Here is an 11,904-nt window from a genome sequence, read left to right on the forward strand (position 1 = left end):
TTTATTCGGGTTTCTTCAGTGAATCAGGACGCTTACTAACGTGTACCCAGTGTTTTTCGCCATCGTCTGCATCGAGTGAGACAATCACATCGTCCACGCTAGGCTGGCTCAAAATAAGTTCAGCCAAGCGGTTTTGCAATTCGTCAGCTTCCTTAACGGTTAGGTTAGGGTCAACTTCCACCAAAGTTTCAACGTGTAAAAATTCACCCTCTTTAACTACTTCCAGTTCACGGATATCTTTGACAGCAGGTCTGTCGGAAAGGAGATGTGCAATATGGTTAACCATTTGTTCATCCGTTTCTCCAATGACCCCACGTGCATTATCCAAGAAAATTTTCGTCACGACGTAGAACATCATCAAGCCGATTGCGATGGATGCTGCGCCTTCAATTTGCAGGAATCCGGTATAATGTGCGATCAAGACAGCAACTAGAGCCAGCAAACCACCAGAAGTTGCAACCAAGTCTTCCAGGAACACCAGTTTTGTAGCTGGTTTTGCGCGGTTCAAATGAGTAAAACTCGTAGTGAGCGGGGCAAGTGCGCCGCCTTTCACGCCAGCTTCATGCAGTACTTCCTTACCGGCTTTATAAAGAACGAACAATTCAAGTAAAATGGCAATTGATAGAACGACAACGCTAATAATAAAGCCTTCTGCCTCAATAGGGTGCAACATTTGGTGCCAGCCCTCACGGATGGTTTCATAAGCCATGATTCCCACGATTAGAACAGCTGCAAGCAAAACTAAATTTAACAGCCGACCAAAACCATTTGGAAAACGCTTAGTCGGCGCTTTTTTCGATAATGCAGATCCAATAAAAACGAAGTATTGGTTCGCCGCGTCACCGATCGAATGCATCGTTTCGGCAAACATGGCAACATTTCCGGTAAAAGTAAAGGCGACGCCTTTCATAATAGCAATAAACGTATTGATAAGTGCTGCGTAAAGAGATGGTTTATTTCCTCCCTTTAACAATCCAAAAAATTCTCCCAAAAAAATTCCCCCTTCAGTTAATCATTTCGATATCCACTTGCTTTACGTTATTAATAGAAGAAACCTCCTTATACAATTCGATAGTTTCTTTTTCTTGTGCGTAAGACATGCGGATCGAAAGTTTGTAGTACCAATTTCCGTTTTGCTGCTCAGGATGAAGAATTGACAAGTTTTCAATGGTCATGCCACCATACTTCAGCTCTTTCATTACTTCACTGATGGCTTCCTCATCCGTAACATAAACGGTGAGTCTTGCTTCTATCTGCCTCAGGCGTTTTGGTCCAAAATGGAAAAGGAGAGGAGGGATGACCTCGATCCCAATAATGACTAGCAAAACTGCGGTCAATGCTTCAATATAAAAGCCGGCGGCAACAGCAATGCCAATTCCGCCAGATCCCCAAATCATTGCTGCTGTCGTCAGTCCCGATATTGAATCATTCCCTCGCTTCAATATCACTCCAGCTCCTAGAAATCCGATACCTGAAACAATTTGTGCTGCAAGCCGGAGCGGATCCATTGTAATATTTACACCTTCATGGCTACTCGATTCTGCAATATAAGCAGATTCAATTGAAATAATGGTCAATAAGCAGCTGAATGTGGCAATGACCAAGCTTGTCTTCAACCCAACAGGCTTCCTCTTTAATTCCCTTTCCAACCCTATAACTAAACTTAAAACGGCAGCAATCGCTAATTTCATAAATGTTTCGAATGAAGAAATTTCGAGTGTGCTGAAAAATTCCAAAATCACGACCTCCATTTCACTTTGCGGTTGAATGTGGAGCCGGCAAATGGCAAACTGAAAAGTGATGTCAAAATCTGATGCAGCAAGAGGTGCCTAATGGAAAAACCAACGATTCATCCTTATATACCCATTCTGATCGGAGTTATCTCAGTTGCTATGTCTGCAATCTTTGTTAAAATGACCACAGCAGATGCGGGTGTTACTGCCTTTTACCGGATGTTATTTTCTATTCTATTAATGTCCCCGGTATTCCTCTATAGCTATCTGCCTGAAGTAAAGAAACTAAATAGAAGAGACTGGTCTTTTTCAGCAATTGCCGGTATCTTTTTGGCTTTCCATTTTATCCTCTGGTTTGAGTCACTTAACTATACTTCTGTAGCGAGTTCTACTGTTTTAGTAACATTGCAGCCTCTTTTTGCATTTGCTGGCACATATTTTTTCTTTAAAGAGCACCTCTCTGCAAAAACCTTAATCTCTGGGGCAGTTGCCATCACAGGAAGTATTGTAATTGCTTATGGAGACTTTCAGGTAAGTGGAAGTGCTTTATTTGGTGACATATTGGCGCTCATCGCTTGTGCATTGATTACTGCTTATTTATTATTTGGTCAAGATGTGCGGAAGCGATTGTCTTTAGTGACATATACATTTATTGTTTACAGTTTTAGTACAGTAACGCTATTTTTCTATATTATTGCTAAAGGAGAGACGTTTGGTCCTTATCCAAAGGAAGAGTGGATGTGGTTTCTTCTATTAGCTCTTATCCCAAATCTCCTTGGGCATACTTTATTTAATTGGGCAGTGAAGTGGGTGAGCACAAACGTAATTTCTATCGCTATCCTGTTTGAGCCAGTAGGTGCAGCAATCCTGGCATATTTTATACTCGGAGAACTGGTTAGTAAATCACAAATTATTGGTGGAAGTATTGTAATCGCAGGGTTATTATTTTTTGTAACTGATTATAAAAGAATTAGAAAAATCTTTTTTCGGGAAACTGCTTGATTTTTTTTATCAGGCAGTTTATAGTAATAAATGTCCTCGAAACAAGCTGTTAAAAATATTTCGAAATAGTATTGACAACACGTTTTAAAAAGGATATAGTAATCAAGTCGCCGAAACAAGGCGCACAACATGAACCTTGAAAACTGAACAGCAAAACGTCAATAATACAGCCGCGAGTGATCGCGGCAAACGTACTGATCAGCGTATGCAGATCAAAGCGAATCGCGCGTCTTTTAGACGGCGATACGCCAGCAACTATTGAGCAATCAATACTACTCTATAATGGAGAGTTTGATCCTGGCTCAGGACGAACGCTGGCGGCGTGCCTAATACATGCAAGTCGAGCGGAGATAGTGGAGCTTGCTCCATTATCTTAGCGGCGGACGGGTGAGTAACACGTGGGCAACCTGCCCTGCAGATCGGGATAACTCCGGGAAACCGGTGCTAATACCGAATAGTTTGCGGCCTCTCATGAGGCCACACGGAAAGACGGTTTCGGCTGTCACTGCAGGATGGGCCCGCGGCGCATTAGCTAGTTGGTGAGGTAACGGCTCACCAAGGCCACGATGCGTAGCCGACCTGAGAGGGTGATCGGCCACACTGGGACTGAGACACGGCCCAGACTCCTACGGGAGGCAGCAGTAGGGAATCTTCCGCAATGGACGAAAGTCTGACGGAGCAACGCCGCGTGAGTGAAGAAGGTTTTCGGATCGTAAAACTCTGTTGTGAGGGAAGAACAAGTACCAACTAACTACTGGTACCTTGACGGTACCTCACCAGAAAGCCACGGCTAACTACGTGCCAGCAGCCGCGGTAATACGTAGGTGGCAAGCGTTGTCCGGAATTATTGGGCGTAAAGCGCGCGCAGGCGGTCCTTTAAGTCTGATGTGAAAGCCCACGGCTCAACCGTGGAGGGTCATTGGAAACTGGGGGACTTGAGTGCAGAAGAGGAAAGTGGAATTCCACGTGTAGCGGTGAAATGCGTAGAGATGTGGAGGAACACCAGTGGCGAAGGCGACTTTCTGGTCTGTAACTGACGCTGAGGCGCGAAAGCGTGGGGAGCAAACAGGATTAGATACCCTGGTAGTCCACGCCGTAAACGATGAGTGCTAAGTGTTAGGGGGTTTCCGCCCCTTAGTGCTGCAGCTAACGCATTAAGCACTCCGCCTGGGGAGTACGGCCGCAAGGCTGAAACTCAAAGGAATTGACGGGGGCCCGCACAAGCGGTGGAGCATGTGGTTTAATTCGAAGCAACGCGAAGAACCTTACCAGGTCTTGACATCCCGCTGACCGCCTAGGAGACTAGGCTTTCCCTTCGGGGACAGCGGTGACAGGTGGTGCATGGTTGTCGTCAGCTCGTGTCGTGAGATGTTGGGTTAAGTCCCGCAACGAGCGCAACCCTTGATCTTAGTTGCCAGCATTCAGTTGGGCACTCTAAGGTGACTGCCGGTGACAAACCGGAGGAAGGTGGGGATGACGTCAAATCATCATGCCCCTTATGACCTGGGCTACACACGTGCTACAATGGACGGTACAAAGGGCTGCAAACCCGCGAGGGGGAGCCAATCCCAGAAAACCGTTCTCAGTTCGGATTGCAGGCTGCAACTCGCCTGCATGAAGCCGGAATCGCTAGTAATCGCGGATCAGCATGCCGCGGTGAATACGTTCCCGGGCCTTGTACACACCGCCCGTCACACCACGAGAGTTTGTAACACCCGAAGTCGGTGGGGTAACCCTTACGGGAGCCAGCCGCCGAAGGTGGGACAGATGATTGGGGTGAAGTCGTAACAAGGTAGCCGTATCGGAAGGTGCGGCTGGATCACCTCCTTTCTAAGGATTATATCGGAACCGATTCTTAACGGATCGGGTTGACGTTTTGCGTTCAGTTTTGAAGGTTCACTCCTTGCGGAGCACTTTCAAACTTGTTCTTTGAAAACTGGATAGATCGACATTGATTAAGAAACAAGCATCAAGTAGCGTGATCGCTTTGCGATCAACTTATTTTTTTGACCATTCAGTGGTTAAGTTAATAAGGGCGCACGGTGGATGCCTTGGCACTAGGAGCCGAAGAAGGACGGCACTAACACCGATATGCCTCGGGGAGCTGTAAGTGAGCTGTGATCCGGGGATTTCCGAATGGGGAAACCCACTGTTCGTAATGGAGCAGTATCCATGTGTGAATACATAGCACATGAGAAGGCAGACTCAGGGAACTGAAACATCTAAGTACCTGAAGGAAGAGAAAGCAAATGCGATTCCCCAAGTAGCGGCGAGCGAAACGGGATCAGCCCAAACCAGAAGGCTTGCCTTCTGGGGTTGTAGGACACTCTATACGGAGTTACAAAGGAATGGATTAAGCGAAGCGACCTGGAACGGTCCGCAAGACAGGGTAATAGCCCCGTAGCTGAAAGTTCATTCCCTCCAGAGTGGATCCTGAGTACGGCGGAACACGAGAAATTCCGTCGGAATCCGGGAGGACCATCTCCCAAGGCTAAATACTCCCTAGTGACCGATAGTGAACCAGTACCGTGAGGGAAAGGTGAAAAGCACCCCGGAAGGGGAGTGAAATAGATCCTGAAACCGTGTGCCTACAAGTAGTTAGAGCCCGTTAATGGGTGATAGCGTGCCTTTTGTAGAATGAACCGGCGAGTTACGATTGCATGCAAGGTTAAGGTGAGAAGCCGGAGCCGCAGCGAAAGCGAGTCTGAATAGGGCGAATGAGTATGCAGTTGTAGACCCGAAACCAGGTGATCTACCCATGTCCAGGGTGAAGGTAAGGTAACACTTACTGGAGGCCCGAACCCACGCACGTTGAAAAGTGCGGGGATGAGGTGTGGGTAGCGGAGAAATTCCAATCGAACCTGGAGATAGCTGGTTCTCTCCGAAATAGCTTTAGGGCTAGCCTCAAGAAGAGAATCCTGGAGGTAGAGCACTGTTTGGACTAGGGGCCCATCCCGGGTTACCGAATTCAGACAAACTCCGAATGCCAGTGATTTATGCTTGGGAGTCAGACTGCGAGTGATAAGATCCGTAGTCAAGAGGGAAACAGCCCAGACCACCAGCTAAGGTCCCCAAATATCCGTTAAGTGGAAAAGGATGTGGCGTTGCTTAGACAACCAGGATGTTGGCTTAGAAGCAGCCATCATTTAAAGAGTGCGTAATAGCTCACTGGTCGAGTGACACTGCGCCGAAAATGTACCGGGGCTAAACGGATTACCGAAGCTGTGGATGGACATCGTAGATGTCCGTGGTAGGAGAGCGTTCTAAGGGCGTTGAAGTCAGACCGGAAGGACTGGTGGAGCGCTTAGAAGTGAGAATGCCGGTATGAGTAACGAAAGACGGGTGAGAATCCCGTCCACCGAATGCCTAAGGTTTCCTGAGGAAGGCTCGTCCGCTCAGGGTTAGTCGGGACCTAAGTCGAGGCCGATAGGCGTAGACGATGGACAACAGGTTGATATTCCTGTACCACCTCCCCGCCGTTTGAGTAATGGGGGGACGCAGAAGGATAGGGTGAGCGTGCCGTTGGTTGTGCACGTCCAAGTTGTGAGATGAGAAACGAGGCAAATCCCGTTTCTATGTACATCAAGCAGTGATGGCAAGAGGTTTAACCTCAGAGTCCCTGATTTCACACTGCCAAGAAAAGCCTCTAGCGAGGCGGGAGGTGCCCGTACCGCAAACCGACACAGGTAGGCGAGAAGAGAATTCTAAGGTGAGCGAGTGAACTCTCGTTAAGGAACTCGGCAAAATGACCCCGTAACTTCGGGAGAAGGGGTGCTCTGGTAGGGTGTTACAGCCCGAGAGAGCCGCAGTGAATAGGCCCAGGCGACTGTTTAGCAAAAACACAGGTCTCTGCAAAACCGTAAGGTGACGTATAGGGGCTGACGCCTGCCCGGTGCTGGAAGGTTAAGGGGAGTGCTTAGCGCAAGCGAAGGTGCGAACCGAAGCCCCAGTAAACGGCGGCCGTAACTATAACGGTCCTAAGGTAGCGAAATTCCTTGTCGGGTAAGTTCCGACCCGCACGAAAGGCGTAACGATCTGGGCACTGTCTCAACGAGAGACTCGGTGAAATTATAGTACCTGTGAAGATGCAGGTTACCCGCGACAGGACGGAAAGACCCCGTGGAGCTTTACTGTAGCCTGATATTGAATTTTGGTGCAACTTGTACAGGATAGGTAGGAGCCAGAGAACCCGGAGCGCCAGCTTCGGGGGAGGCGTCGGTGGGATACTACCCTGGTTGTATTGAACTTCTAACCCACAAGCCTTAGCGGCTTGGGAGACAGTGTCAGGCGGGCAGTTTGACTGGGGCGGTCGCCTCCTAAAGAGTAACGGAGGCGCTCAAAGGTTCCCTCAGAATGGTTGGAAATCATTCGCAGAGTGTAAAGGCGCAAGGGAGCTTGACTGCGAGACGGACAGGTCGAGCAGGGTCGAAAGACGGACTTAGTGATCCGGTGGTTCCGCATGGAAGGGCCATCGCTCAACGGATAAAAGCTACCCCGGGGATAACAGGCTTATCTCCCCCAAGAGTCCACATCGACGGGGAGGTTTGGCACCTCGATGTCGGCTCATCGCATCCTGGGGCTGTAGTCGGTCCCAAGGGTTGGGCTGTTCGCCCATTAAAGCGGTACGCGAGCTGGGTTCAGAACGTCGTGAGACAGTTCGGTCCCTATCCGTCGCGGGCGCAGGAAATTTGAGAGGAGCTGTCCTTAGTACGAGAGGACCGGGATGGACACACCGCTGGTGTACCAGTTGTTCTGCCAAGAGCATCGCTGGGTAGCTATGTGTGGCCGGGATAAGTGCTGAAAGCATCTAAGCACGAAGCCCCCCTCAAGATGAGATTTCCCATTGCGCAAGCAAGTAAGATCCCTCAAAGACGATGAGGTAGATAGGTTCGGGGTGGAAGCGTGGCGACACGTGCAGCTGACGAATACTAATCGATCGAGGACTTAACCAATAACTGAAACGCAAGTTTCCCCCAATGTCGATTTATCCAGTTTTGAAAGAATAAGAATTTTTGCCTTCGGGCAAAAAAGACTTGTAAAACTCGTCAGAGTTGGTATAATAAATCTTGTCTTTCAAAAAACCTTATAGTCCAGTGATGATGGCAAAGAGGCCACACCCGTTCCCATCCCGAACACGGAAGTTAAGCTCTTTTGCGCCGATGGTAGTTGGGGGGTTCCCCCTGTGAGAGTAGGACGTCGCTGGGCATACATACGGAGGATTAGCTCAGCTGGGAGAGCATCTGCCTTACAAGCAGAGGGTCGGCGGTTCGATCCCGTCATCCTCCACCATTTTTTCTCCATGCCGGAGTAGCTCAACTGGTAGAGCAACTGACTTGTAATCAGTAGGTTGAGGGTTCAAGTCCTTTCTCCGGCACCACTCATGTTTGAGCCATTAGCTCAGTTGGTAGAGCATCTGACTTTTAATCAGAGGGTCGAAGGTTCGAATCCTTCATGGCTCACCATTTTAATTTCATAATTGCCACGCGGGTGTGGCGGAACTGGCAGACGCACTAGACTTAGGATCTAGCGCCTTCGGGCGTGGGGGTTCGACTCCCTTCACCCGCACCAAGCGGAAGTAGTTCAGTGGTAGAACGCCACCTTGCCAAGGTGGAGGTCGCGGGTTCGACCCCCGTCTTCCGCTCCAATTTTTTATCTGTCCAATGCCCCGCCGGGGTGGCGGAACTGGCAGACGCACAGGACTTAAAATCCTGCGGTAGGTGACTACCGTACCGGTTCGATTCCGGTCCTCGGCACCACTGTTTTATAAAATTTTATATTATGCGCCCGTAGCTCAATTGGATAGAGTACTTGACTACGAATCAAGCGGTTAGAGGTTCGAGTCCTCTCGGGCGCGCCATATTTTGTCATCATCCTATTTAGTCGGGAAGTAGCTCAGCTTGGTAGAGCACTTGGTTTGGGACCAAGGGGTCGCAGGTTCGAATCCTGTCTTCCCGACCACTTTATGGGGCCTTAGCTCAGCTGGGAGAGCGCCTGCCTTGCACGCAGGAGGTCAGCGGTTCGATCCCGCTAGGCTCCACCAACTATACTATTTAAAGATCCTGGCGGCGTAGCTCAGCTGGCTAGAGCGTACGGTTCATACCCGTAAGGTCGGGGGTTCGATCCCCTCTGCCGCCACTTTTTTAGGACCTTTAGCTCAGTTGGTTAGAGCAGACGGCTCATAACCGTCCGGTCGCAGGTTCGAGTCCTGCAAGGTCCACCATTTAATGTTTATCACGGAGGAATACCCAAGTTTGGCTGAAGGGATCGGTCTTGAAAACCGACAGGGGAGTCAAATCCCGCGGGGGTTCGAATCCCTCTTCCTCCTCCATTTTTTAAAAATGAGTGGACAATTTTTATTCAATACTATTATCGCGGGGTGGAGCAGTTCGGTAGCTCGTTGGGCTCATAACCCAAAGGTCGCAGGTTCAAATCCTGCCCCCGCAACCAAATGGTCCCGTGGTGTAGCGGTTAACATGCCTGCCTGTCACGCAGGAGATCGCCGGTTCGATCCCGGTCGGGACCGCCATTTTTATGAATATGTGGGTCAGTAGCTCAGTCGGTAGAGCATTAGATTGAAGCTCTAAGTGTCGGCGGTTCGATTCCGTCCTGACCCACCATATTGCGGGTGTAGTTTAGTGGTAAAACCTCAGCCTTCCAAGCTGATGATGAGGGTTCGATTCCCTTCACCCGCTCCAACAATGGGCCTATAGCTCAGCTGGTTAGAGCGCACGCCTGATAAGCGTGAGGTCGGTGGTTCGAGTCCACTTAGGCCCACCATTGTTCCGAAGTAGCTCAGTGGTAGAGCACCGCACTGTTAATGCGATGGTCGTAGGTTCGAGTCCTACCTTCGGAGCCATACTGGGGAAGTACTCAAGTGGCTGAAGAGGCGCCCCTGCTAAGGGTGTAGGTCGGTAACACCGGCGCGAGGGTTCAAATCCCTCCTTCTCCGCCAGTATTTGGCCCCTTGGTCAAGCGGTTAAGACACCGCCCTTTCACGGCGGTAACACGGGTTCGAATCCCGTAGGGGTCATATTAAAAAGCGTTATGCATTCATATGCATAACGCTTTTTTCATTTTCTGAATTTTGTTCATGACGGGAAGCAAAACTGTGTACTGCCATTCCTAGTATTACCATTGTTAAGCCAATTAATGCTACGGGAGATGGAAATGCAATGTTTAAAAGAAAAAGTTCACCTATCAATGTAAATATAACTTCCATAGACTGTGTGGCTTCAACTGCGGCAAGCTTTGACATGTTGTTTCTGACCATATCGGTAGCCATAAAGAATAGAACTGTCGCTACTACTCCCGAACTGATTGCAACTATCAAAGATTGATAAATTTGAGAATTAGAAGGTAATCCAGTTGTCGAGAAGCCATAAATAGAGAGAACCAACCAAAGGGGGAGACTAGCAATTGTCATTCCAAGCACGCGTTGATATGCGTCTAACCGACCTTCGCAAACCTCCATCATTTTCCGATTTCCAAGTGGGTAAGCGAAAGCTGCAATTAAAACAGGCACTAGCCCAAGCAACAACGTGGAAGTAGTAACATTAGTTAGATGATCAAGTTGAAGAAGAGTTATTCCAGCTAAGATAATAGTTGAAAATAATAACCCTTTTATTGGTATACATTGTCTGTGTATTACGGTGTGGCCGGATATATGAACTTTAATGAAAAAAAGAGGAGCGAGTAAAGTGCCAGCGATAATTGTGAATTGCCAAGTTCCGGCGATTAGCCATCCCGGAGAGTAAGCCGCTGCAAAACATAAAGGGGCATAAAAAAGACCGAATCCTACGAAACTCCATAACAACCATTTTACTTTATATTTCCTCATTTCCTGGAGGAGTGGGCGTAAATTACCCCTGAGAATTACAATTAATAAGAGGAATGGGATCATAAATAGATAGCGCAGGGACGCGCTCCATACCCAATGACCTCCTTGCGCTTCCATTAAAGCATTAACAACAAAAGTGACTGCAAAAAACATTGCTCCGGCTAGGCCCAATACAATTGGTTTCATGGAACCCTCCTTTTTTATATATTATATACAATATATCGCAATAAGGATGGTTTCACCACCGCTATTTATAGAGAAGCCTTCTTTTAACTATTTCTACAATAAAAAGCTGATGGGCTTATTGCCATCAGCTTTAAGGGGTTAAGATAAAAAGTAATCTACTAATAAACCAATTGCCAGGAGGAAGTTGAATAAAGTATTGGTGATTCCTGTATCTTTCATAGCTGGCATTACTTGCATTGGTTCAGTGTACCGCTTAAATGTCATGATTACTTTCAGTGGTTTAATGACACTTAATAGTACCAATAAAGCCCAGGGCGTCACGATGCCGAGCAACACCAATAAAATAATCCAAGCATAAGACAAAATAAAAAACCACGTGAAAATTGTTACTGCAGCCGGTCGACCGGCTAGGATTGCTAAGGTGCGACGCCCGCTTTTTTTGTCTCCGACCATATCACGGATGTTATTGGCCATCATTATTGCTGCTACGAGCAATGTGCTGGGTACGGCCAGCATAACAGCGGTGGAGGTGATCGTTTCTGTTTGAATATAGAAAGCGACGATCACGATGAGGAAACCCATGAACAATCCTGAAAACAGTTCACCTAATGGCGTGTAAGCAATCGGGTATGGCCCCCCGGTGTAAAAGTAACCGACAAGCATACCAATTCCTCCGACTGCCAATAGCCACCAACTGGTAGAAGCCGCAATATAAAGCCCTAAGACCGCAGAGATCGCGTAAAGCAGGAATGCCAGGACCAAAACGGTTTTAGGTGAAACGCCATTCCGGACGATAGCGCCACCAATGCCAATGGATTCTTCAGTATCGAGCCCTCTCGCATAATCATAATATTCATTGAACATATTAGTTGCTGCTTGAATCAGTAAGCTTGCGATAAGCATGGCTAAAAATAGCGTCCAATTTAAAGCGGTATAATGAATCGCGATCATGGTCCCAAGAAATACCGGGGCGAAAGATGCCGTTAAAGTATGAGGCCGGGTGAGCTGCCACCAGACGCGCCATCCGCTGTCAGCTTGTATGGAATGTGTCATTTCTATCTCTCCTATTCATTTCTTTCCAACCTATATTGTACTTCAAAACGCAGAGATTTACAGCATATGTTGTGCTGAATTTCGGAGAAAGGG

The 11,904-nt window shown here is 48.1% G+C and carries 5 protein-coding genes, 20 tRNA genes and 3 rRNA genes; 24 read left to right on the forward strand and 4 right to left on the reverse strand.

Features of this window, described 5'->3' with window-relative positions; translation table 11 throughout:
- Window position 1 precedes the first annotated feature (1 nt).
- Together G3255_RS06490 and G3255_RS06495 are read right to left on the reverse strand one after the other, a co-directional pair.
- The gene (locus tag G3255_RS06490) at window positions 2-991 is read right to left on the reverse strand and encodes a cation diffusion facilitator family transporter (protein ID WP_211653779.1); all 990 of its coding nucleotides are present in this window, start codon (window positions 989-991) and stop codon (window positions 2-4) included.
- 13 nt (window positions 992-1,004) lie between these two features.
- Window positions 1,005-1,736, reverse strand: a complete 732-nt coding sequence (locus G3255_RS06495) for an MgtC/SapB family protein (protein WP_442757071.1) — start codon at window positions 1,734-1,736, stop codon at window positions 1,005-1,007.
- A 96-nt stretch (window positions 1,737-1,832) separates the two neighbouring features.
- Here G3255_RS06495 and G3255_RS06500 point away from each other — a divergent pair, with 96 nt between their 5' ends.
- The 24 genes from G3255_RS06500 (at window position 1,833) to G3255_RS06615 (ending at window position 9,765) form a co-directional block, all read left to right on the forward strand.
- Complete coding sequence (locus G3255_RS06500; protein WP_211653781.1) at window positions 1,833-2,735, forward strand: DMT family transporter; 903 nt, start codon at window positions 1,833-1,835, stop codon at window positions 2,733-2,735.
- A gap of 279 nt (window positions 2,736-3,014) precedes the next feature.
- Window positions 3,015-4,565, forward strand: a 16S ribosomal RNA gene (locus G3255_RS06505).
- A 189-nt stretch (window positions 4,566-4,754) separates the two neighbouring features.
- Window positions 4,755-7,687 (forward strand): 23S ribosomal RNA (locus tag G3255_RS06510).
- Between the two features lie 137 nt (window positions 7,688-7,824).
- Window positions 7,825-7,940: ribosomal RNA gene (rrf, locus tag G3255_RS06515) — 5S ribosomal RNA — on the forward strand.
- Together the 16S, 23S and 5S rRNA genes with 20 tRNA genes alongside form the textbook arrangement of a ribosomal RNA operon.
- Window positions 7,941-7,948: 8 nt before the next feature.
- Window positions 7,949-8,024 (forward strand) — tRNA-Val (locus G3255_RS06520).
- Between the two features lie 12 nt (window positions 8,025-8,036).
- Window positions 8,037-8,112: transfer RNA gene (locus G3255_RS06525), tRNA-Thr, on the forward strand.
- A gap of 9 nt (window positions 8,113-8,121) precedes the next feature.
- Window positions 8,122-8,197: transfer RNA gene (locus G3255_RS06530), tRNA-Lys, on the forward strand.
- A gap of 21 nt (window positions 8,198-8,218) precedes the next feature.
- Window positions 8,219-8,303: transfer RNA gene (locus G3255_RS06535), tRNA-Leu, on the forward strand.
- Window position 8,304: 1 nt separating this feature from the next.
- Window positions 8,305-8,379: transfer RNA gene (locus G3255_RS06540), tRNA-Gly, on the forward strand.
- Between the two features lie 23 nt (window positions 8,380-8,402).
- Window positions 8,403-8,491, forward strand: a tRNA-Leu gene (locus tag G3255_RS06545).
- A gap of 24 nt (window positions 8,492-8,515) precedes the next feature.
- A tRNA-Arg gene (locus G3255_RS06550) sits at window positions 8,516-8,592 on the forward strand.
- Between the two features lie 24 nt (window positions 8,593-8,616).
- Window positions 8,617-8,693: transfer RNA gene (locus G3255_RS06555), tRNA-Pro, on the forward strand.
- Between the two features lie 6 nt (window positions 8,694-8,699).
- Window positions 8,700-8,775 (forward strand) — tRNA-Ala (locus G3255_RS06560).
- 21 nt (window positions 8,776-8,796) lie between these two features.
- Window positions 8,797-8,870: transfer RNA gene (locus G3255_RS06565), tRNA-Met, on the forward strand.
- Window positions 8,871-8,878: 8 nt separating this feature from the next.
- Window positions 8,879-8,955 (forward strand) — tRNA-Ile (locus G3255_RS06570).
- A gap of 15 nt (window positions 8,956-8,970) precedes the next feature.
- A tRNA-Ser gene (locus G3255_RS06575) sits at window positions 8,971-9,063 on the forward strand.
- Window positions 9,064-9,105: 42 nt separating this feature from the next.
- Window positions 9,106-9,182: transfer RNA gene (locus G3255_RS06580), tRNA-Met, on the forward strand.
- Window positions 9,183-9,185: 3 nt separating this feature from the next.
- Window positions 9,186-9,261, forward strand: a tRNA-Asp gene (locus G3255_RS06585).
- Between the two features lie 15 nt (window positions 9,262-9,276).
- Window positions 9,277-9,352 (forward strand) — tRNA-Phe (locus tag G3255_RS06590).
- 4 nt (window positions 9,353-9,356) lie between these two features.
- Window positions 9,357-9,430: transfer RNA gene (locus G3255_RS06595), tRNA-Gly, on the forward strand.
- Window positions 9,431-9,435: 5 nt separating this feature from the next.
- Window positions 9,436-9,512 (forward strand) — tRNA-Ile (locus G3255_RS06600).
- A 4-nt stretch (window positions 9,513-9,516) separates the two neighbouring features.
- Window positions 9,517-9,591: transfer RNA gene (locus G3255_RS06605), tRNA-Asn, on the forward strand.
- A gap of 4 nt (window positions 9,592-9,595) precedes the next feature.
- Window positions 9,596-9,687 (forward strand) — tRNA-Ser (locus tag G3255_RS06610).
- Window positions 9,688-9,693: 6 nt separating this feature from the next.
- Window positions 9,694-9,765 (forward strand) — tRNA-Glu (locus G3255_RS06615).
- Between the two features lie 12 nt (window positions 9,766-9,777).
- On the opposite strand, the gene G3255_RS06620 is transcribed toward G3255_RS06615, so the two are convergent.
- Both G3255_RS06620 and G3255_RS06625 read right to left on the reverse strand, forming a co-directional pair.
- A complete protein-coding gene (locus tag G3255_RS06620; protein ID WP_211653782.1) occupies window positions 9,778-10,758 on the reverse strand; it encodes a DMT family transporter in 981 nt (326 codons plus the stop codon).
- Between the two features lie 138 nt (window positions 10,759-10,896).
- Window positions 10,897-11,811: a 1,4-dihydroxy-2-naphthoate polyprenyltransferase gene (locus G3255_RS06625; protein WP_211653783.1), complete on the reverse strand. Its 915-nt coding sequence runs from the start codon at window positions 11,809-11,811 to the stop codon at window positions 10,897-10,899.
- Window positions 11,812-11,904: the final 93 nt, after the last annotated feature.

This window comes from Planococcus sp. MSAK28401, assembly GCF_018283455.1.
Classification (GTDB): Bacteria; Bacillota; Bacilli; order Bacillales_A; family Planococcaceae; genus Planococcus; species Planococcus alpniumensis.